General features: G+C 37.4%; 18 protein-coding genes. 13 read left to right on the top strand and 5 right to left on the bottom strand.

Translation table 11 applies throughout. The annotated features are described in order from the left end of the window. Positions 1-353 precede the first annotated feature (353 nt). From QA584_RS23015 to rfbB, 5 genes are all read left to right on the top strand, one after another. Positions 354-905 carry a hypothetical protein gene (locus QA584_RS23015; protein WP_278271442.1) on the top strand — a complete coding sequence of 184 codons (552 nt, stop codon included), beginning with the start codon at positions 354-356 and terminating at the stop codon, positions 903-905. A gap of 305 nt (positions 906-1,210) precedes the next feature. Continuing rightward, positions 1,211-2,080 (top strand): glucose-1-phosphate thymidylyltransferase RfbA, encoded by an 870-nt coding sequence (rfbA, locus tag QA584_RS23010; protein ID WP_278271441.1) that lies wholly within the window; start codon positions 1,211-1,213, stop codon positions 2,078-2,080. Positions 2,081-2,166: 86 nt separating this feature from the next. Then, entirely contained in the window at positions 2,167-2,718 is a 552-nt protein-coding gene (gene rfbC / locus QA584_RS23005) for a dTDP-4-dehydrorhamnose 3,5-epimerase (protein WP_278271440.1), read from the top strand. A gap of 82 nt (positions 2,719-2,800) precedes the next feature. Continuing rightward, positions 2,801-3,682: a dTDP-4-dehydrorhamnose reductase gene (gene rfbD, locus QA584_RS23000; RefSeq protein ID WP_278271439.1), complete on the top strand. Its 882-nt coding sequence runs from the start codon at positions 2,801-2,803 to the stop codon at positions 3,680-3,682. Position 3,683: 1 nt separating this feature from the next. Beyond that, positions 3,684-4,757 carry a dTDP-glucose 4,6-dehydratase gene (gene rfbB / locus QA584_RS22995; RefSeq protein WP_278271438.1) on the top strand — a complete coding sequence of 358 codons (1,074 nt, stop codon included), beginning with the start codon at positions 3,684-3,686 and terminating at the stop codon, positions 4,755-4,757. Between the two features lie 174 nt (positions 4,758-4,931). Here the strand turns inward: rfbB and QA584_RS22990 are convergent, their stop codons facing one another. Beyond that, positions 4,932-5,351 carry a hypothetical protein gene (locus QA584_RS22990; protein WP_278271437.1) on the bottom strand — a complete coding sequence of 140 codons (420 nt, stop codon included), beginning with the start codon at positions 5,349-5,351 and terminating at the stop codon, positions 4,932-4,934. Positions 5,352-5,837: 486 nt separating this feature from the next. Between QA584_RS22990 and QA584_RS22985 the strand changes: the two genes are divergently transcribed. Both QA584_RS22985 and QA584_RS22980 read left to right on the top strand, forming a co-directional pair. After that, positions 5,838-6,662, top strand: a complete 825-nt coding sequence (locus QA584_RS22985; protein WP_278271436.1) for a cell wall hydrolase — start codon at positions 5,838-5,840, stop codon at positions 6,660-6,662. An 833-nt stretch (positions 6,663-7,495) separates the two neighbouring features. After that, positions 7,496-9,028 (top strand): ATP-binding cassette domain-containing protein, encoded by a 1,533-nt coding sequence (locus QA584_RS22980; protein ID WP_278271435.1) that lies wholly within the window; start codon positions 7,496-7,498, stop codon positions 9,026-9,028. A 101-nt stretch (positions 9,029-9,129) separates the two neighbouring features. On the opposite strand, the gene QA584_RS22975 is transcribed toward QA584_RS22980, so the two are convergent. Next, entirely contained in the window at positions 9,130-10,026 is an 897-nt protein-coding gene (locus tag QA584_RS22975) for a helix-turn-helix domain-containing protein (protein WP_278271434.1), read from the bottom strand. Between the two features lie 516 nt (positions 10,027-10,542). Here QA584_RS22975 and QA584_RS22970 point away from each other — a divergent pair. The 3 genes from QA584_RS22970 (at position 10,543) to QA584_RS22960 (ending at position 14,729) form a co-directional block, all read left to right on the top strand. Next, positions 10,543-12,489, top strand: a complete 1,947-nt coding sequence (locus tag QA584_RS22970) for a glycoside hydrolase family 127 protein (protein WP_278271433.1) — start codon at positions 10,543-10,545, stop codon at positions 12,487-12,489. A gap of 801 nt (positions 12,490-13,290) precedes the next feature. Next, the gene (locus QA584_RS22965; RefSeq protein ID WP_278271432.1) at positions 13,291-13,896 is read left to right on the top strand and encodes an HAD family hydrolase; all 606 of its coding nucleotides are present in this window, start codon (positions 13,291-13,293) and stop codon (positions 13,894-13,896) included. A 68-nt stretch (positions 13,897-13,964) separates the two neighbouring features. Continuing rightward, a complete protein-coding gene (locus QA584_RS22960; RefSeq protein WP_278271431.1) occupies positions 13,965-14,729 on the top strand; it encodes a hypothetical protein in 765 nt (254 codons plus the stop codon). Positions 14,730-14,887: 158 nt separating this feature from the next. Here QA584_RS22960 and QA584_RS22955 read toward each other — a convergent pair whose 3' ends face one another. Further along, positions 14,888-16,171: an O-acetylhomoserine aminocarboxypropyltransferase/cysteine synthase family protein gene (locus QA584_RS22955; RefSeq protein ID WP_278271430.1), complete on the bottom strand. Its 1,284-nt coding sequence runs from the start codon at positions 16,169-16,171 to the stop codon at positions 14,888-14,890. Positions 16,172-16,333: 162 nt separating this feature from the next. Then, complete coding sequence (locus QA584_RS22950; RefSeq protein WP_278271429.1) at positions 16,334-16,771, bottom strand: RrF2 family transcriptional regulator; 438 nt, start codon at positions 16,769-16,771, stop codon at positions 16,334-16,336. A gap of 242 nt (positions 16,772-17,013) precedes the next feature. On the opposite strand from QA584_RS22950, the gene QA584_RS22945 reads away from it, so the two are divergent. After that, positions 17,014-18,465, top strand: a complete 1,452-nt coding sequence (locus tag QA584_RS22945) for a prolyl oligopeptidase family serine peptidase (protein WP_278271428.1) — start codon at positions 17,014-17,016, stop codon at positions 18,463-18,465. A 267-nt stretch (positions 18,466-18,732) separates the two neighbouring features. On the opposite strand, the gene QA584_RS22940 is transcribed toward QA584_RS22945, so the two are convergent. Next, positions 18,733-20,136 carry an MATE family efflux transporter gene (locus tag QA584_RS22940; RefSeq protein WP_278271427.1) on the bottom strand — a complete coding sequence of 468 codons (1,404 nt, stop codon included), beginning with the start codon at positions 20,134-20,136 and terminating at the stop codon, positions 18,733-18,735. Between the two features lie 187 nt (positions 20,137-20,323). Between QA584_RS22940 and QA584_RS22935 the strand changes: the two genes are divergently transcribed. Next, positions 20,324-20,851: a cytidine deaminase gene (locus QA584_RS22935; RefSeq protein WP_278271426.1), complete on the top strand. Its 528-nt coding sequence runs from the start codon at positions 20,324-20,326 to the stop codon at positions 20,849-20,851. 239 nt (positions 20,852-21,090) lie between these two features. Then, complete coding sequence (locus tag QA584_RS22930) at positions 21,091-23,115, top strand: methyl-accepting chemotaxis protein (RefSeq protein ID WP_278271425.1); 2,025 nt, start codon at positions 21,091-21,093, stop codon at positions 23,113-23,115. Positions 23,116-23,323: the final 208 nt, after the last annotated feature.

Genomic DNA, 23,323 nt, shown 5'->3' with positions numbered 1-23,323 from the left:
TAAGTTTATAGGATTGATATAACCTTAGATTTTTAGTAAGGAAAAATAATTACTTTCAAGGAATTTAAAAGATAGTTCAAAGAATTTAAAAGATAGTACAAAGAATTTGTGATATGGTAAGTATTTATCTTAAAGAGTTTTTGCTGTAACTAAAATTTACGCAACACTTATTTTATCTGCCATAAGGAAAAGGTATAACGATGATATCACTTGAATTTGATTATGTTCATTTTTTGTGCATGAATCTTATTGCAACCAATGAGAGATTCGCTAAGGCATATAGCTTGAAATTACAGAATATATCTCAAAAGCGTGAGATTGAGTTTTATTACGAGGAAGAGCTTGTTAGTTTTATGATTAAGGCACTTAGGCAAGGAAATAAAATTAATTATTTGGACTACAATAAATTTGATAAACTATATGCTTATATAAGTGATATATTTTATCTGCAGGACAAATATATGCTATTAATCAGAAAAGCCAGAAATAAAAGGATATCTCTTTATGAAGATAAGAACGAACCTCCGGAACTATCGGATTATGTTTTTGAAGATAGTTACTTCCTAAAATTTGAAGTAAATCATAAAAAAGAAATCTGTAGATGTTTTTTTCATAATGTTTTACTGTATGGAGACAGGTGGAAAAAAGGGATTTACGATGTTGAAGCAGTTGACCTTGTTTTAAACTTCACAGGCGTAAAGCATATTGAATTAAAAGGTTCCTTTGATTTCGAATTTCTTAGAGGTAATAGAGTTTACTCCAGTAACAGGGTTAGACTAGCTGATAACAGCTACAGCTTAGCTTTATTATGTATTGCCTATTATGAACATTTTATCATAGAAATAACTTTCTCAAGGGTTAATGCAGAAGAATTCAGTTACGATTCCTGTAAAATTATCCAATAAATTAAAAATTAAATGAATAGGCAGAACATTAAGTTAACTCTGCTATATCATAATAAAAAAAAGATTTGAGGCACTGATTGTTAAAGGTCAATTCGTGCCTCGAATCTTTTTCCAAGCCCGGACATATCATAAGCTAGCCACATACAGTATGACCTCCAAGCCTGTTTAATCTGTAAAATCAATAAAAATAACATGTCTCCTAAAAAAATAAAAGATTTTTTTATAAATATGTGGTAAAATAGATTAGATTACCAAATAATATAAGAAAGTAGTTTTAAATTAATTACTTTTAGGAGGATTTATTAATGAAAGGAATTATCCTGGCCGGGGGCTCCGGAACAAGGCTTTATCCGGTTACCAAGGCGGTATCAAAACAAATACTTCCGATTTATGATAAACCAATGATTTATTATCCGCTTTCAATCCTTATGTTAGCAGGCATCAGAGAAGTTCTTATTATCTCCACACCGAGGGATTTACCGGTATTTGAAGAATTATTAGGAGACGGAAGCAGACTAGGAATGTCTTTTACTTATGAAGTTCAGGCCAAACCAAAGGGACTTGCAGAAGCCTTTCTTATCGGTGAGAAGTTTATTGGCAAGGACAGGGTTGCTTTAATTTTAGGAGATAATATATTTTACGGAAGAAGCTTTACGGCAACGTTGCAAAAAGCTACAGAGAGAGAGCATGGAGCGACTATCTTCGGATATTATGTAAGAGATCCGGCAGCCTATGGTGTTGTTGAATTTGATGAAGCAGGCAAGGCAATATCCATTGAAGAGAAACCGGTAAAACCAAAGTCAAACTTTGCCGTACCAGGTCTCTATTTTTATGATAACCAGGTAATTGAAATTGCCAAGAGTATAAAACCATCGGCACGCGGTGAACTTGAGATTACGGCCGTAAATAATGCATATCTGGAAGCCGGTAACTTAAACGTTGAAACCTTAGGCAGGGGTATGGCATGGCTTGATACGGGAAACCATGATTCCCTTTTAGATGCCTCCAATTATGTGGCTTCCATTCAAAAAAGACAGGGACTTTATATATCCTGTATTGAAGAAATTGCCTTCAAAAAAGGATATATTAATAAAGAACAATTGTTAGAACTTGCAGAACCTATGTTAAAAACCGAGTACGGAAAATATATGGCAGATGTTGCTAATGGCCTGTAAACCTTGACCCTGGCCATCACGCGACATAAAAAGATACACCCTGGATAATCGTAGTGGTAGATTTTTAATATACAACAGGAGAAATTATGGGACAATTCAATTTTATAAAATGTGATATCGAAGGTTTATATATTATTGAACCGAAGTGTTTTGGGGACGATCGGGGATATTTTATGGAAACCTATAATTATGAGGATTTTAAATCAGCAGGTCTTGATCAGATATTCGTACAGGATAATCAGTCCAAGTCAAGAAAAGGTGTATTAAGGGGACTTCATTTTCAAAAGAATAATCCTCAGGGAAAACTGGTCCGGGTAATAAGTGGTCAGGTTTTTGACGTTGCGGTAGATTTGCGTATGGATTCTAAGACTTACGGAAAGTGGCAAGGGGTTGTCCTATCGGATGAAAATAAGAAACAATTTTATATTCCGGTAGGATTTGCCCATGGCTTTTTGGTATTGTCCGAAGAAGCTGAGTTTGCATATAAATGTACGGATTTTTATCATCCGGAGGATGAAGGCGGAATTCTGTGGAATGATCCGGATATAGATATAAAATGGCCCTTAGAAGAAGACATGGAGTTAATGTTGTCAGAAAAAGATAAGAAGCAACTCAGATTTTGTGAATTAAACGACTAAAGGCTGCATATGATTAGGAATATTTCATATAGGGGCGGGGATAAAAGAGAAGGAACCCTTATTGTGCAGAAAAGAGGTTAAGATGGATCGAAGAATAGTAATTACAGGTGCTTGCGGCCAGTTGGGGCGGGCCTTAAATCAAGTGCTGAAAGACAGGACGGATCTGACAATTATTAATACTACTACAAGAGAACCAACCGCATATTGTCCGATTATATTAGACATCACCAATTCTGTGGCGGTAATGAATTTAATTCAGGAGTTAAAACCAGAGGTAATAATTAACTGCGCAGCTCATACTGGAGTAGATTTATGTGAAAGCGATCAGGAAAGGGCATACCGGATTAATGCCATAGGACCTAAGAATCTGGCAGTGGCAGCGGAAGCCTTAGAAGCTAAATTAATCCATGTTTCAACGGATTATGTATTTGACGGTGAGTCAGAGGTACCCTACAGGGAAGAGGATAAAACAAATCCCCAAAGTGTATATGGGTCAACTAAACTTGCCGGAGAAGAATTCGTTCGGACATTGTGTGAAAATTATAACATTATACGTACTGCCTGGCTGTATGGTGAAGGTAAGAATTTTGTAAAGACCATGCTTGCCCTGTCAGAAAAGAACAATGAAATCAGAGTGGTGAACGATCAGTATGGTTCCCCTACCAGTGCGCTCTCGCTCGCCCGGGCGATTACATTTTTAATGGATACGGACGGACCTGGTATCTATCATGGAACCTGCGAAGGCAGCGCCACCTGGTATGAATTTGCGGTGGAGATTTTTCGTCTGGCAGGCAAAGAAGTTACCGTATTGCCAATAACGACGGAAGAATATAAAACCCCGGCGAAACGCCCGAAATACTCAGTCCTTAAGAATAATAACTTAAAAGAAGCAGGGTATACTTTGCCGTTTTGGAAAGATGCCCTTAAGGAATATATGGAGCAATATAATATTGGAGGTAAATGATTTGAAGACCTATTTAGTAACCGGAGGAGCCGGCTTTATTGGTTCCAATTATATACAGTATATGTTTGAGAAGTATAAAGATTCTATTCGTATCATTAATTTAGACAGTTTAACTTATGCCGGAAATCTGGAGAACTTAGTTTCTATAAAAGATTATACGAATTATATTTTTATTAAGGAAGACATATGCAATAAAGAAGCAATTCATAAAATTTTTAAGGATTATGATATAGACCGGGTAGTACATTTTGCAGCGGAAAGTCATGTGGACCGTAGTATAAGAGATCCTCAGATTTTTGTTAATACCAATGTAATGGGAACTTTAAATCTGCTGGATGCCGCCAAATGTGCCTGGGAAACAGAAGACGGTTATAAAGCGGACAAAAAGTATCTTCAGGTTTCCACTGATGAAGTGTATGGATCCTTAGAAGAAGAATCCGGTTATTTTTATGAGACTACGCCCATTGATCCTCACAGCCCTTATTCTGCAAGTAAAGCATCAGCGGATATGTTAGTGAAAGCTTACATAGATACCTTTCATTTCCCTGCCAATATTACCAGATGCAGTAACAATTACGGACCTTACCAATTCCCTGAAAAATTAATTCCCCTCATGATAAATAATGCATTAACCGGCAAAAAGCTTCCTGTATATGGTGATGGTAAGAATGTCAGAGACTGGCTTTATGTAAGAGATCATGCCAAAGCCATCGATATGGTTATGGAAATGGGAAAACTTGGTCAGGTGTATAATGTAGGCGGACACAATGAAAAGCAGAATATCGAAATTATTCATTTAATCATAGATACGCTGTCAGAGCTGCTTCCGTCAGGTGATGAGGCAAAAGCCCATCTGAATAAGGATCTGATTCATTATGTGGAAGACAGAAAAGGTCATGACAGAAGATATGCCATTGCGCCGGATAAAATAAAAGCTGAAATTGGCTGGGAACCGGAGACAATGTTTGCAGAGGGAATCCGCTTAACAATAGAATGGTATCTGAACAACAAAGAGTGGATGACCCACGTTACCAGCGGGGATTACCAGAAATATTATCAGGAGATGTACCGGTAAATAAATTAAAACTTCAATAGTAATTAGTTTATCATCTAGGAAGCTAAGATGAAACATTTAAATAGCAGATAAGTAAAAGGGAAGCAGACAGGTTAAGTGCCACTGCTTCCCTTTATCATAACTACTAGTTATTGTAACTACTAGTCCATTATAACCTTCATAATAATGATGGAGTTACATTTCATTATTAAATCTTATCGTATAAAAGACCTGTATGCTAAAGCCAAGAAGATAGATACCTATAACCGAAAATATCATCCATAAAGGAGATTTAAAGAATATAAGTAAAAATGGAAAAACAATTAATAGCCTTATCGTCCAATCAAAAGCCTTTGCTTTAGCTCTATTGGTAATTGTGGTATTACGTTCATCTTTTGAATTAATCTCATTTTGTCTTTTGAGTACAGGACGCTTTTGATAATAGTTGTTGATTACCAGATTTGAAAAACTCATAGCCATCAGCCCGATACCGATTCCTATGCACAGCCCGGATATATTACTATAGTCTTCTGAGATTATAAGAAACCCGGAAACTAGTAAAATTACACCTAGTACAAATAGAGTAATATAAAGATTCTTTTGTTGTTTCTTCATGTCAATGCCTCCCTTAATAAAATATTTTATTTATAGATAGTAATGAATGGATCTTAGGATTATTAGTATGAAAGTAATTATTGATTAGATGAAACAAATGGAAAGCTAGCTTTCCGTTCAAGAATAGCACATACCATTAATATTGTCAAGCGAACTTTCCGTTTTTAAATATATTTCTTAATTTCTGTAATATATTTAAAAAGAATTGCAATTTTTTTAATTTTGTTATACCCATTTTTTTATACTTATTACCCCTGTTTTGGTGAAGTTTGTCTGTTTTTAGGCTGATTTATCAAATTTTTTATGGATAATTTATGCTGGAATGGGTTTTAATAGCTTGCTTTTTGGTTTAGACTATGTTATAATTGTTACATAATTATTAAATGATTATTACCTTATCTTAATACATGTTCGTAATTTGTAATAATTAAGTAGTTATAATTAGGAATGACTTATAAGTTATTAAGCCGTTAAAAGGAGACTATTATGAAATTCAGAAAGTTACTATTGTGTTTACTAATGGGAATTGCGTTAACAGGTTTCGCGAATGTATACACATATGCAGCAGAAGAAGATAATATTGTTACAGAAGATGCTACAGTTAGCGCAGAGGGTGCAGTTGTTAATGATAACAATGGAGTTACAGATAATACAACCAATTTAGATTCTTCTATAGGAACTAACGAGGATACTAATGCTGTATCAGAGGATGACACAGCAGTTCCGGCAGAAGAAGTTAAGAATAATGATGCTACGGAAGAAAAAGCTGTAGCTGATAAAAAGGCAGCAGAGAAGAAGGCAGCGGAAGAAAAGAAAGCAGCCGCAGAAAAGAAGGCGGCAGCAGAGAAAAAAGCGGCAGCAGAGAAAAAAGCGGCAGCGGAGAAAAAAGCAGCCGAAGCCAAGAAAGCAGAAGAAGACAGCTATTCCAAAGCAGATTTAAGATTATTATCCGCATTAATCTATTGTGAAGCCAATGGGGAATCTTATAACGGCAAACTTGCTGTGGCTATCGTAGTAATGAACCGAGTAAGATCGGGAGCCTATCCTGATTCCGTAAAAGGAGTTATATACCAGAGGTATCAGTTTGGACCTGTAACGAACGGCTCGTTAAATAATGCATTGAGTCAGTATGATAATGGTAAATTCAATTCAGATTCTGAGCAGGAATGCGTTAAAGCTGCGAAAGAAGCTTTAAGTGGAACTACTGATATCACCGTAAGTGGTGATAAGAAAAACTTCAGTAAGTATCTATACTTCAGCGGTAGTTTAAGAGGTAAAACATTTAGTTTAGGAAATCATGAATTTAAATAAGAGATATAAAGCTGTTGATGCAAGTTTTCAACAGCTTTTTTATTGCATAGGAAACTTCTTCGAACTTACCTGTGCAATAAAAAAGCCTTCCAGGCAGGAGGCGCATGACGCACTTAAGGAAGATTGTCACTGTCGTGACAGTGCGTCAGCGCTAGAGTCTGGCGAGCCAGACTCTTTGTTCTTTTAAAGGAAAATTCTCTGAATTATCCACAAAATACATTTGGGAATTCAGAAATATTTGGGAATTCAGGAATTTCTAATTGACTATTTAATAATGCTATGTTAGTATAGACATAGATTTTAAAAGATTTTCGGATATAGTTGATTATATATACCGGTAGGAAAAGAGGCGGATAAAATGATGATTTTAAAGAATAAAAACAACAAGTTAAATACTTCATTTAAAATAGAAAGCTTTATTCGCATAAACAGTACGGATGGAAATCTTCTTTGCAGGGTATTAAGATAATCAGAATAACTTTGTCATATGACTTCTTTCGTAAAATTTTATTTATTTAGGGTAAGTAATGATCTGCTTAACAGATCCCCTACATTAATTGGTTTATCAGGATAACACTTTCTTAGGGAAGTGTTTTTTTATTGCATAGGAAACTTCTTCGAACTTACCTATGCAATAAAAAAGCCTTCCAGGCAGGATGCGCATGACGCACTTAAGAAGATTGTCACTGTCGTGACAGTGCGTCAGCGCTAGAGTCTGGCGAGCCAGACTCTTTGTTCTGCCACGAGAATATTTTTACTTAACTGGAGGTGGGAGAATGGATACAAAGATATTAAATTAGCGGATATAATTGAAAAGAGAAAGAAGGAATCTAATGTTAGATATTAAGAATGTGACTATATCAAAAAAAGAAGATAGCCGTTTATTAATAAAGGACTTTAATTTTACACTGAATCAAGGAGACAAGGCTGTAATTATAGGGGAAGAAGGAAACGGCAAGAGTACGCTGCTTAAATTTATTTATAGTAAAGAATTATTAGAAAACTATTGTGATTATTCAGGGCAGATACTGGGTCATAATAAAATGGGTTATCTGGAACAGGAAATGGAGGAAAAGTGGTTAAACTGTACTGTCCAGGAGTTTTTGGCAGAGGTGGATCTATACAGTTGTTCCGATCCTGGTATCTGGACTATGAATCTCGAACCGTCAATCTTTAACAGCAGCCAGTTAATAAAAACACTATCCGGCGGGGAAAAGGTAAAACTTCGGCTAATTAAATTGCTGGCGGAGGAACCAGATGTTCTTTTAATGGATGAACCGACCAATGATTTGGATATCAGTACCCTGTTATGGCTAGAGGAATTTATCAATAACACAAAATGCCCCATTATATATGTATCCCATGATGAAGCCATGATTGAAAATACTGCTAATATCATTATTCATCTGGAACAGGTAAAGCGGAAAACAGAGCCCCACTATACCGTTGCCTATATGAGTTATGAGGAATATGCGCAGAAACGATTAAGCGGTCTGAAAAAACAGGAGATGGTTGCCAGAAAGCAAAGAGAAGATTATAAAAGCAAGATGCAGCGCTGGCAGCAGATTTACAACAAAGTGGACAGTCAGCAGGATAATATTTCAAGAGGTAATCCGGCCGGTGGCAGGTTGTTAAAAAAGAAGATGAAGAACCTATTATCTCAGGAGAAACGTATCGAGAAAAAGGCTGAGGAGTTTTTGGAGATACCCGATGTGGAGGAAGCAATACTCTTTGATTTTCCCGAAGGAACTCAGATACCCAATGGTAAAAAAATCCTGGAGTATTCCTTGGAGGTCTTAAAGGTCAGGAATGAAGGGGAAGATAGGGTATTAGCTGAAAATCTCTTCCTTCGGGTTATTGGACCTGAACATGTTGCCATAATTGGAGATAACGGCACTGGTAAAACGACCTTCCTTCATGGAATTGTAAAGGAATTATTAAGCCGAAGAGATATAAAAGCGGGTTACATGCCTCAAAATTATGAGGAGATTCTTGATTATACCATGAACCCGGTGGATTTTTTAGTTAGCAGCGGCAGGAAAGAAGATATAACAAAAGCATTTACTTTTATGGGCGGAATGAAGTTTACCAGGGAAGAGATGGAGCATAAAATCGGTGAATTAAGCGGTGGTCAGAAAGCAAAACTAATATTGCTGAAACTGATTCTGGATGGCTGTAATGTACTGATATTAGACGAACCAACAAGAAATTTAAGCCCGTTATCCAATCCGGTCATCCGGGGTGTTTTATCGGAGTACAAAGGTACTATTATTAGTATTACTCATGATAGAAAGTATATTGAAGAGGTGGCAACCACTGTATATGAATTAACCAGGCAGGGGTTAAAACGGATAGATTTCGATTAATAACAGCGGTTTTGTATTTAGATAAAACAGCATTGGACATTATGCAGAAAGTAGCTTTTCTCATAAAGCCCAATGCTGTTTTTGTCAAAAGCCTGATTCGATTATTTGTTGAAATATTTATTAGAAAAGGTATTGCGATATTGCGTTGGAGTTATCCCTTCGATTTTTTTAAATACCTTCATAAATAGTTTTTCATCCCCGTAACCGCATAATTTTCCTATGGTGCCTATCTTCAGTGTTATATCATTGGTCAGAAGGTTCTTGGAGATGGCTATTCTGGTATGGTTTATATAGCTGATTAAGGGATAGCCGGTGTATTTTTTGAAGAGGCTGGAAAGATAAGTAGGATTATAACCAAAGAGTTCGGACAGACCCTGTACAGACAGGGATTCATTATAATTAAGGCGGATCCATTCGATTATGTTTACAATGGCAGCCGGAATGTTATGCATGGTGAGATCCGGTATAAAAAGAGCTTCTGTACTTAATTCCAACAGTAAAAAGCTAAGAATATAGTGACAGCGGTATGTTGGAGCGTAATTTTCCCTTTTTGCAGTATCTAGTAACTGTACGAAATAAAGGGAGGAACGGTTATTCTCTGCAAGAGAACCATATTCTGGCAGGATATATTTTGTCATGGCTAACGGAGTCTGGGCTGGACCGGCATTCCAAATTTCCAGGTCCCTTTTTAAGCTGGAGGGACTGTAATAGTTAAAATCCGGGTCCTGTATCGAAAAATGAGTCCAATAATATGACAGAGGACCATTACTGGGTTTATATCCATAGTGGTGTTTGCCTGCAAACAGGACAATAAACTGGTTTGGTCCCACCTCGTAATTGTTACCGTCCTGATGGATATGCAGAATGCCTTTACGAACGATAATTAAGACATGGGAATCCAGGATTCGGTCAGGATGAACAAAATGATTATTGTTTGTAAGATTACCGCTGGTATGATATTGAATGGGATATTTTACATTGCTTACTAAGTACAACATATGGGATATGACCACCTTTTTAATAATATGGGGAGTTGTATCGATATAATAATTATTATATTATTTATCTATAACAAAGGAATATCAGCGTTTCTATAGTCTTCTTATTCATCTGTTACAGCACTCTCTCAATTACTGTAGCATGGAAGTAGAGAGAGGTCAATATTTTTTAAAAGCACTAAAAGAATTATAGTAAAATTGAGTCTATATGGGAAATGGAAACTTTGTATTTCTAAAATGGGTGGTGTTATTTCAGCAGCATTGCAAACAAATAGGTTAAATGCCTGAATATGGCAGAGTACAAAGATAGGAGTTGGGTTGAAAGAAAATATTATGAATGAGAGGATGCCACTTATTGATTCTTGCAACCTTTTATATGTGGCAGTAACACATCTGCTCGCCGATGTGTTATGCAATGGGAGTTAGGTTAAAAAATAAATTTTTCAACTGCAAGTTTATGCTTGTGAACCACAAACATAGTATGCGCAAAGAGCGTGCGCAAGAATAGAGGTTAATATGAAATTATTATCTATGAAAGAAATAGAAATAAAAGACAGGTTTTTCAGCGGCTATATGGATTTGATACGGGATTATGTGATACCTTATCAGTGGGAAGCCTTAAATGACCGTATAGAAGGAGCCGAGCCCAGTTATTGTATGCAGAACTTTAGGATTGCGGCTGGTAAAATTACAGGTGACTTTAAGGGCTATGTATTCCAGGACAGTGATGTATACAAATGGCTGGAGGCGGTAGGTTATTCCCTGATGTGGCATCCCGACTCAGAGCTTGAAAAAACTGCGGATGGTGCTATAGACGATATTTGTGGGGCTCAACAAACCGACGGATATTTAAATACCTACTATATTATCAATGGGTTGGATAAACGGTTTACTAATTTAAAAGATAATCATGAATTATATTGCCTTGGACACATGACAGAAGCAGCAGTCGTGTATTACCAGGCAACGGGCAAGACAAAACTGCTAGAGGCAGCAATCCGCTACATAGACTGTGTTGACCGGATATTTGGAACTGAACAGGGCAAGTTAAGAGGCTATCCGGGACATGAAGTAATTGAGATGGCTTTAGTAAGGCTTTATGAAGTGACAAAGGATGAAAAACATCTGGCTTTGGCAAAATATTTTATTGAAGAACGCGGCAAAGAACCGCTTTACTTTGAGATAGAAAATCAAAAGAATCAAAATAATTTCTATTGGAAAGACAGTAATGTAAAGTATCAGTATTACCAGGCCGGCAAAGAAGTAAGATTTCAGGATAAAGCCGAAGGTCACGCGGTAAGAGCGGTGTATCTCTATAGTGGTATGGCAGCGGTGGCAAAGGAAACAAATGATCAGGAACTGATGCAGGTATGTGAACGTCTGTGGAATAATATTACCGCAAAGCAAATGTACGTGACCGGTGCCATTGGTGCTACGTATTACGGAGAGGCCTTTACCTTTGATTATGATCTGCCGAATGATACGGTATATGGGGAAACCTGTGCGTCAATCGGTCTCATTTTCTTTGCCAGAAGAATGTTTGAATTGACGAAAGACAGTAAATATACCAACGTGATGGAAAGGGTTTTATTTAACGGAGCCATCAGCGGAATGTCGTTGGATGGAACAAAATTTTTCTATGTCAATCCTTTAGAAGTTCTGCCGGAAGCCTCGGAGAAAGATCAGAATAAGAAACACGTAAAAGTGGAACGTCAGAAATGGTTTGGCTGTGCCTGCTGCCCGCCTAATATAGCCAGGTTATTATCTTCAATTGGAAGTTATGCCTATACTCTTACAGACGATATATTTTTCATGAATCTGTATATAGGAGGTGAAATCAATACAGCTATCCATGGAAATAAGTTGTCGGTTAATGTGGAAACGGAATATCCGTGGAAGGGTACCGTTAAAATCACATTTAATACAGATACGGAATCGGCCTTTGACTTTGCCGTCCGGATTCCCGACTGGTGCAGAGACTATGAAATTTCGGTTAATGGCGAAAGAATTCATAAGGCACCGATAAAAGGATATCTCTATCTGAACCGAAAGTGGAGCAGGGCAGACGAAATCATCTGCAAGTTTAAGATGGAGACATTACTGATTCAGGCTAACCCCAAAGTACGTGAAGACCTGGGTAAAACAGCAGTATCCAGAGGTCCTGTCATCTACTGTCTGGAAGAAGCTGATAACGGGAATGAATTACACCGGATTCACATAAGCAAAGATACGGTATTTAAAGAACAATATGAGCCGGAGTTATTAAAAGGTATTATCACCTTAACCTGTGAAGGGAAAAAGCTTACAGATACCGGCTGGAATGAGGATACCTTATATCAACCTTATTCGGAGCCGGTTTACGAAAAGAAGATATTAAAATGGATTCCATACTATGCCTGGGCAAACAGAAAGCCTGGAGAAATGATGGTATGGGTAAAGCTGGAAGGAACTAATATAGAATAAACTGTGCCTTGTCATTGATAACATATACTAAGCTAAGTTTAAACTTCAGAAAATCGGTAACAAGGATTTTCTGAAGTTTTTTTTATTGCATAGGAAACATCTTCGAACTTACCTATGCAATAAAAAAGCCTTCCAGGCAGGATGCGCATGACGCACTTAAGGAAGATTGTCACTGTCGTGACAGTGCGTCAGCGCTAGAGTCTGGCGAGCCAGACTCTTTGTTCTTTTACAGAAAGTTCTCAGAACTACCCTGTAAAATAAAAGCACTCCCTGCAGGTTAAGCACGATGATTAAAAGGAAGGTATCATCGCTGATATATAAAGATGAGACTTGATTGAGTTTGCCGCTAATGTTATAATCCTTATAGTGGTCCGAATTGCATTGATATCTCCTACAACTTATGAAATAGATAAGTCAATAGGTGTTAAGAGGAAGTTAGGATCATATGCCTTGAAATGAACTTATTTGCATTATAAGAATTACATTAAAAATAAAATAGAGAGAAGCATATATATAAGAATAACAAAAAATTACATAGTAAGAACCATAGAAAGAAATTAACATAGAAAGAACCATAGAAAAAAATTTATAGAAAGAAATTAACATAGTAGAGCCATAGAAAGAAATTACATAGAAAGAGTCATAGAAAAGAAATACATAGAAAGAAATTAACATAGAAAGAACAGAACCATAGAAAAAAATTATAGAAAGAAATTACATAGAAATAATCTAGAAAGAGTCATAGGAAGAAATTACATAATGAGAATATTATCGACATTAATTATATATTAGGAGGATGCTATGATAAAAACAATAGTACTTGATATCGGTCAGGTGTTAGCCAATTTTGATTGGAAGGGTTACCTGAATGGATGCGGATATGATGAAGAAACATTACGCCGGTTAAGCAATGCCACTGTTCTTAGTAAGACCTGGAATGAGTTTGACAGAGGGGCATTAAGTGATGAGGAAATAACTAAAATATGCTGTGGATATGACCCTGAACTGACCGAAGAGATAACTTCTTTTTTTAAAAACAGTTACAAGACAGTTACAGAATACTCTTATTCAGAAGAGTTTGTAAAGAATCTAAAGAAAAACGGATATAACGTTTATCTGTTATCAAACTACGGAAGAACCAATTTCGAATATGCCAAAGAACACTTTAAATTCATTCCACATGCAGACGGCGGTGTAATTTCATATGAAGTCAATTATATAAAACCTGAACCGGAAATCTATCAGGCATTGATTGATAAATACGGTATAAACCCGAAAGAAGCCGTATTCTTAGATGACAATGGGAATAATTTAGAAGCTGCAAAGGTTTTTGGTTTTCATACAATTCAGGTTACGGAATTTAACAAGGCAGTGGAGGATTTAAGAGCTTTAGGTGTAACCATATAAGAGAGAACGGCGCTAGACCTTAGGATTAAATATATAACGAAACAGTTTTCTTTAGAATTGGAGAGATTATGATTAAAAAACGAATGATAATAACCTGTATTTGCTTACTGGCTGTCTGCATGCTTTTTACAGCCTGCCGGAAAAAAGAGGAAGATAAAACGGATAATACAACCGAAGCAACAGTAACCCCTACCATAACCCCGGTTCAGCCGACTGAGGATACAAAGGATACCATAACTGATGGTGAAACAACAGATCAGACGGATACCACCTCCGATAATGATTTTCTAAGTGAAAACGAAGCCATAAATAAAATTCAGGACATTATAGGAGAACGGGGATATTACTTTGAACTGGTTAAAGATGATATAAAGATTGATAATACCGATTATTATGAATATCAGATCAGTGACAGTGATGGTCCCATAAAGCCTGACGTACTTGTCAGCAAAGGAAGCGGTGAGTTATTGTGTCTGAATACAGACGGAAGTACGGCGCCTTTCTCTGACCACCCGCTTTATACGGAACCAAAATCAGAAGAGGAAAACCAAAATACGGCAGACATGGGTTTTAGTAAAGAAGATGCACTGGCTCAGTTGAGTAAAGTATCTTCAAAAGACTTAGGGCTTTCTGCAGATTTAATAGAGTATAAAATAATATATGATGATTGGAATACAAATATAAAGGGTAAGGATTGTTATGGTATTAATGTTTATACAGACGACGGAGAAAAATCAAGAAGCGTAGGGCTGTTTTATGTAGCCATTGACGGAAGTGCTATGTATAAATTCGATGCTCTGCTGGATGATTTTGTGGAACTTAAGAGTAAATAAAAAAGATGCCGCCAAAATATACTGTTGTTGAACTTGTGCATTCCTCACAAGTAATTTACAGTTAATATTTAGGCGGCACTTTTTTAGAAGGTATTATAAAAAGCTGGTAAATGGCTGGTTAATTAATTAATGCCTTATTACGACTTGATCCTGATTTACTATTTAGTCAGAGCCTGATTTAAATCATAGATAATATCATCGATATGCTCAATGCCAATTGATAAACGGATGGTATTCGGTTTAATACCAGAAGCAAGTAATTCTTCTGTGGTCATCTGGGAATGGGTAGTACTTGCAGGATGTATTACTAAAGATTTCACATCGGCAACATTAGCAAGTAAGGAGAAAATCTCTAATTTATCAATGAATTCCTGGGCCTCTTTTGCGCCTCCCTTAATTTCGAAGGTGAAGATAGAGCTGCCGCCATTAGGAAAATATCTGTTATACAAATCGTGATATGGATTATCCGGTAAGGAGGGATGATTTACACTTTCAACCTGAGGATGGGATTTTAAGAATTCTACTACTTTTATGGTGTTTTCTACATGGCGTTCCACACGAAGAGATAAAGTCTCCAAACCTTGTAAAAATAAGAAAGAATTAAACGGGCTTAAAGTAGCTCCGGTATCTCTTAATAAAGTAACCCGGGCTTTTACAATATAAGCGGCAGCACCGATGGCACTGGTAAAACTGATGCCGTGATAGCTGGGATTAGGTTCGGTAAGGTAAGGGAATTTGCCGGAAGCAGCCCAGTCAAATTTACCGGAGTCGATAATAACACCGCCGATGGAAGTTCCATGTCCGCCAATAAACTTGGTAGCAGAATGAACAATAATATCGGCACCGTATTCAATCGGACGAAGCAGATAAGGGGTTGCAAAGGTATTGTCTACAATAAGAGGAATACCGTTCTTATGTGCAATATCAGCTACTGCTGCAATGTCAATAATACTAGAGTTGGGATTTCCGAGGCTTTCAATAAAAATAGCTTTTGTATTAGGTTTGATGGCACTCTCAAAACTGCCTTCTTCATCTGCATTCACAAAAGTGGTGGTGATTCCATATTCTTTAAAAGTATGAGCAAATAAATTATAAGTTCCGCCATAAATCGTATTGGCAGAAACAATGTGGTCCCCGGCATGTGCAATGTTTTGAATGGCATAAGTAATGGCAGCAGAACCAGAAGCGGTAGCCAAAGCAGCCACACCGCCTTCTAAAGCAGCAATACGCTGTTCAAAAACATCCGTGGTTGGATTCATAATGCGCGTATATATATTTCCGCCTTCCGATAAACCAAAACGAGCAGCTGCCTGGGCAGAATTTGCAAATACATAGGAGGAAGTCTGGTAAATAGGCACACAGCGTGCGTCCGTAGCCGAATCAGGCTGTTCCTGACCTACATGAAGTTGAAGAGTTTCAAATTTTAGAGTATGTTTCTCCATAAAATGATACCACCTTTCTAATGAAATGAATAACCTACTAAATGACTATGAATACTATGAAATGAGTATATTAGAAAAAATTACAAATGTCAAGAAAAATTTACCAATAATAAATTTCCCTGACATTTGTAATTGCTCCGACATAATAACTATTAAAAAAGATTATATCACATAATCATTACCGGTAATACTGTTTTGTTTATCCACCAGATCTGCCAGGGTAATATTATCTACAACATTGTTGATAGCATCGTTAAGCTGCTGCCATACATCAAGAGTTGCACATTGGCTGCTTCGGTGACATTGGTTCGTTTCGTCTTCCAGGCAGGCAACAGGTGCAAGACTGCCTTCAATTAAACGCAGAATCATACCAACAGTATATTCCTCAGGGGCTTTTGCAAGACGATAACCTCCCTGAGCACCGCGGATACTTTTGACATATCCGGCTTTGCTAAGCTGAGTGATGATCTGTTCCAAATATTTATCGGATATTTCCTGTCTGGCTGAAATACTTTTAATGGTTATATATTCACCGGTATTATGAAGCGCCAGATCCAGCATTAAACGCAGTGCATAACGTCCTTTGGTTGAAATCTTCATAGAGACCTCCTTATTGTTTCGTATAATAATTTTTATATTACCATAGGAATACTATGTTTACAAGTCCTAAAGCTTGATTATATGAATTATATGAATATTATTATAGAACTTTTTTATGAGAAAATATATGCATGGTTTATTGTAACTTGCCTTTTTGTATGGTAAAATAGTCCCATGCTAATTAGAACGTAGCAGGGAATAATGATAAAGATAGATTATTATTGGTTGTAATGGGGGTAGGTATGAAAGAACTAATAAAGAGCATTCTGATTCTATTATGTGTATTTTCCCTTCAGGGCTGCAGCAATAAAGAGATGGAACCGGCGAAAAGTGAGACTGTGTCCGTTGATGATATAGAGAATTCGAAAGAGAACATACAAAGTCAGGATGAAAATGCCCCCCAAAGTACAGAAGAAGTGGAAAGTTATGAGCCGGTTACCGGTGATAATCTTTTTGTGGCACAGGAGTTTGCAGGTGACTTATTGGAGGAGAACTTTACAAAGCTTAGCCAGGCTTACCAGTATGACGAAGTGATGAAAGCAGAAATTGCTTCTGAGGACACAATAAAGACTATATTATTCTATAATGCCGAATATGGTAAATTAGAAAAGTATCATGAACCGTATGCATATACCATCGGAGCTTACCAGTATGTTATAATACCCATAGAATGCTCCTTAAACAATTATAATCTCCAGATAGCTTTTGACGGAAATCATAATATAACAGGTTTTACCTATAGTGAATATCTGACCAGGACCACAGCGAAACTGGGTACTATACCGGAGGGAGTCACAGAAACGGAATACACCTTTACCAGTGATGGCTATGTAATACCAGGTACTTTTACGGCGCCGAAAGCAGGAAGTAACGTTCCGGTTGTAATCTTGGTTCAAGGGTTTGGTGCCTCGGACAGGGATGAGAGTATATATGAGAATAAACCTTTTCGAGATATTGCCTGGGCACTTGCTAAAGAGGGAATAGCTTCTTACCGGTATGACAAACGGAATTATCTCTATGAGTTCCAGATGAAAAATGATACGTCACTAACAATTAAGGATGAAACGACAGATGATATCCTTGCCGCCGCAGGCATGGTCAAAAACCTTGAGGGTATCGATTCAGCAAGGATCTATATACTCGGACACAGTCTGGGAGGCTATGTGTTGCCAGGAATTGACAAAGAGCTGTCAGGAATAGCGGGTTACATTATGATGTCTGCTCCGGCACAGCATATGAAGAAGTATATTTATCAGGAATATGAGTATATAGCAGGTGTAGATGAAACGGTTACAAAAGAGGAACAGAGTCAGCTTGAGGCACTTAAGAATCAGCTAAAACAGTTGGAAGAGCCTGAGAAAATCCCGGATAACGTCACTATCTTAGGAGCGTATAGGGATTACTGGGTCGACCTGGATTCCTATTATCCGGTAAAACAGGCTAAAAATATAAAGAAACCGGTACTGGTACTACAAGGTGAAAGAGATTATCAGGTCACTATGAAGCAGTTTGCTATATGGAAGAAGAATTTTAACAAATCAGAGAACTGGACCTTTATATCATACCCTTCCCTGAATCATTTCATGATGGCGGGATATGGGAACCCTACCTTAGGGGAATACAAAACCAGGTCACATGTTGATAATAAAGTAACACAGGATATTATTCAATTCATTATGGGTACCAGCCAGTAATTACAACTAAATAAGCATGTCCGAAATAACATAATATGGGGTTTTTAAATTCATATATGTACTCTGTTCTCCTACAAACGCAGTAAATAATCTATTTTATACCGCATATGTTAAAAGTTTTAGGCAGGCTTTTTTAGCATATACTATTTATTATTGAAAAAGCTGCTGCAATAACGTAACCTTGGTTATTGCAGCAGCTTTTTCATAAAAAATCTCATTATGAGATGTTTTTACACTGCAGAGCTTAATGGAAAAACTTCTTGCAGGTTAAAGACGAATTCTAGTCCATTTTCCATTGCAAAACCGCAGGAAATTAAGGCTAAAACGTAAAAACTGATCACCGCATAAAGCAATCCATGCACCATATAAGCCAAAGGCAAGAGGAAAACATAAAAACCAGGTCAGTGCCGGACGGATAACGGCTACACTAATCAGAGAGGTGATTGCTACAAAAACAGTGTCACCGGCACCCCGCAGGCATCCGGATATGACAACCTGTGAAGTTTGAGCATGGGTAGTAAAAGCAAGAATAATCATTATGCCTGCACCTAAGGCGGTAACAGTAGGATCATCTTTGAAGATGGATACTAAAAATCTTCCCTGAGTCATAAATAATATAAACAGCATAGTGGAGACCAAAAAGGCCAGACGCTGTCCCACTTTTCCATATAGGATAGCCATATCCGGACGCTTTGCTCCCAGGCTCTGTCCAACCAAAGCAGAGGCAGCTACGGAAAAACCATCTCCGAAGCAAAAAGAAAGATTCAGAATGTTCATGCAAATCAGATGGGTTTCATAGGCGGTAGTTCCTAACCTTGCAACGATAATGGCATAAGCAAAAAAGCCAATCCGCATAAATACCTGTTCTATAAAAGCACTGCCGCTGACTCTGGTAATAGGATCCAGAACAGAACGTCCCAGCTTCCAGCTGGCTTTAAAACGCAGACTTAAGAAAGCATCTTTTCTGAGTAAAGTAGTGACCGATATAATACAGGCAATAATGGCACCGATACAGGTGGCAGTAGCAGAGCCCTTTACGCCTAGCTTTGGAAAAAAACCGATACCATTAATTAACAGTATATTAAAGATGATATTGATAACATTGGAAACGATGTTGGTACGCATAGAGATCCTGGAATTACCGCAGCCTCTCTGGGCTGCATTAATGGTTAAATTAAGGGAAGTAAAGAATATACTTATCATCAGAATCCGGAAGTAACTAAGGGCCTGATCGATGTAACCGGCTTCTGCCCCGGCAAATTTTAAGATAGGTACAGCAAAAATATACCCCAGTACCGACATACTGACAGAAATCAGTGTAGTTAAGATAATACCTGCCCTTAAGGTGTGATTTGCCCCTTCCCTGTCCTTTTGTCCTTTTCTCCTGGCAACGATGGCAGTGATTCCTACATTCAGAGAAAATATCATGGACAACAAAATGAATTTTGGCTGGCTGGTAATACCGACGGCGGCAATGGCACCATCCCCAAGGGTTCCAACCATGAACGTATCAACGAAGCCGATTAAGGCAACTAATAAAGACTCAACTGCCGACGGCCAGGCCACATTAATGAAATTCCGATATACGTCTTTGGTAGGAGGTAATTCGCCGGTGACTAAACCCGGATTAAGCATACCTCTTACTGTGAAAAAATGAATGGTTCGATTCATAAGCCTCATAATAAACCTTCTGTCCTATGTAGTAATATAATATAAAACGCATAAATACCAGTATACCATTATTTACCTGATAAACAATGTATTTACTTATACTCTTCAAATTTATAGCTTTTTGTGATAAAATAATGATGTGAAACCATAATAAGGTGTAACAAATAATAATTAAGGAGTTGAGTATATGAAGCAGGAGAATGATCATGTAGAAACTAGTGAGCTGGTTTGCAGAGAGCAGGGAGAGTTAATTCAGAATACTGGCGGTGATAAACCAATACAGGCTCTGAAAAAGGATACTTGCAGGCAGTTGATACGAGAAGCGATTCATAGTCTTAAGTATTCTTATTCTCCTTACTCCGGTTTTAAGGTAGGTGCGGCACTGCTAACGAAAGATATGAAAATATATACAGGGTGTAATATTGAAAATGCAACATTTACACCGACTAACTGCGCAGAACGTACGGCATTCTTTAAAGCAGTAAGTGAAGGAAAAAAAGATTTTCAGGCTATTGCAATTGTCGGAGGGAGGGATGGAGTATTGGCAGACTATTGCCCGCCCTGCGGAGTATGCCGCCAGGTTATGATGGAATTTTGCAGTCCATCTGATTTCTTCGTCATATTAGCCAGATCAGAAGACGATTATTGGATATATACGTTAGAGGATTTATTGCCAATGGGATTTGTGCCGGTTAATATAAAACATAATAAATAAAAAATAATTACTAACGAATAAATACGGCCTGTCGGTCAATTTCGTAAGAACAGCATCAAAGGCGATCTGTCTGTTTTGATTCTGTATTGCGGGAATTGGATCTGACAGGCTTTTCTATTGCCGGACAAGAACTAATAAAATCATACAATTTTTGACTTGACTTATAAATAATCATATCTTACAATGAGCAATGTTAAGGGCAGCAAAATCATTTAGTACATAGCAGAAAGCGGGATTTTATGAAAAGGGACAAAACAAAGGATAAAGGAAGCGTACGGAAAAGAAGCATTAAAGCAAAATTAATATTGATAGTAATACCTATTAGTATTCTTTCAATTATAGCGTTACTGACAGTAACATTTCAGGCTTCAAGAAATATTATTTTAAACTATGGAAATCAAATTGTAGAATCTATATCAGTTTCCAATGCAAATGAAATAGAAACCTGGTCACAAGATATTATATCTTCCTTGAATCAGGTTCAAAATACCCTGGAACAGGTTGATTTTACAGATGTAGAGTTATTGAAATACTTAGGTTCCACAATGGATAAGAACGTTAGTTATCCTTATGGTGTATATATTGGTACAAATCAGGGAGCTGTTATTAACGCATTTGATTTTGTACCTCCGGCAGATTACGTCGTGACGGACAGGGATTGGTATAAGGAAGGTTTAAACCGTGACAGTTTCGGTTTCGGAGCAGCTTACATAGATGCCAATACCGGAGAGAGTGTATTAAGCGCCTCTGTTAAATTACATAAAAGCAGTACTGTGACAGAAGTAGCTTCAGCGGATATTTTTCTGAATGAAATATCCACTATGGTAGCAGATATGAAACTGATGAATACCGGAACGGTATTTTTAATCGATAAAACCAATAAAACGATAATTGCTCATAAAAATAAGGATTTGATAGCCAAAAAGCTGGAAGAAGTTACGGATGATCCATTAATAAATGGGATAACCAGGCAGCTTAATTCGGATAATAAGGAAGTTTTTAAATTACAGGGTGAATCCGGTGCTTATTTGGCTTATCTGGATAACATCGATAATACCAGCTGGGTACTGGCCTCATATGTACCGGAAAAGGAAGTTTTAAAGAAGTTAAGTAATCTGCAGGTATTTATTATTATAGCTGCAATTATCTGTAGTATCCTCCTGACAGTAATTATGGAAAGAATTATCCATATACTTATCCATCCAATTAAGAAACTTACCGGTGCCATTGAGCAAATCACAAAAGGTGATTTTACCATTAATGTGGAAACGACAGGCAATGACGAAGTCGGAGCGATGAGTAACAGTATGCAGACATTTATAGAAACCATGCGTGGAATTATGTCTGAAGTAGGCACAACAGCAAGACAATTAACCGATCAGGCAGAGAAAAGCAGCAAAGTCTCCGAAACGTTATATGGTTCTGCCGAAGTCCAGTCCGCTTCTATGCAGGAGTTAAATACCACAGTAGATGAGCTTGCCAAATCAGTTAATGAAGTGGCAGAGAATGCAACAACCCTGGCAGTCTTTGTTTCGGAGGCAGATGCCCTGGGACAAAAGGCAAGTATAAAGATGCAGGATACTGTTCAGATTTCGGAAAAAGGTCGCAAGGATATGGTACAGGTCAATGCTGCCATGAATACGGTGGAAGAAGCAATTCATTCCCTGGAAACAGTAGTTGGTGAAGTCGGAGAATCTACGATAAAGATTAATGAAATTATTACCTTAATCGGAGAAATAGCTTCTGAAACGAACCTATTGTCCCTAAATGCTGCAATTGAAGCAGCCCGGGCAGGAGAATCCGGAAGAGGTTTTGCGGTTGTTGCAGATGAGATAAGAAAACTTGCGGAAACCAGTGCCGGTGCAGTTCAAAATATATCAGGTCTGATAAACAATATTAGCAGCCTGGTTGAAAGTACAGCAGTTAAAACAAAAGAAAGTGTGGAGAGCATAAAGACCAGTACAAGCCTGGTCGCTACCACGAGTGAAACCTTTGACACAATCTATTCTTCCGTTAGCGAAACCAATGAAATAGTCCATGACATGATTGTTAAAGTGAAAAATGTTGATGAGGTTGCTGCTTCGGTTGCTGCCATAACAGAAGAACAGTCCGCAGGAGCCCAGGAAATACTTGCTACTTCGGAAGGACTCCTAGAACATGCAAAACAGGTAACGGCAAATAGTGAAATTGTCGGAAAAGATGCCCTGGAGCTGGCGGTGACGGCGGAAAATCTAGATAAAAAGATAGAATTATTTAAAATTTAGTATTTCGGTGATAAATACCTGATTTAAAGCTTATCGGTTTAAAATAATATTTTTGAGATTGATTTTTGAACCGATAAGCTTTTTATTGACTATTTGCAGCTTTATAATAGATTATTTGCAGCTGAAGAAGGATTTGAGTGTAATATTGTGCCTTTTCGATAACTAAAAAAACTCTTGTCAATGATTTTATTTAATTATTTAAATTATT

This window comes from Anaerocolumna sp. AGMB13025, assembly GCF_029689925.1.
Lineage (GTDB): Bacteria > Bacillota > Clostridia > Lachnospirales > Lachnospiraceae > Anaerocolumna.
Note: the sequence above shows the minus strand (reverse complement) of the source record. Positions and strands in the feature narration are given on the sequence as shown.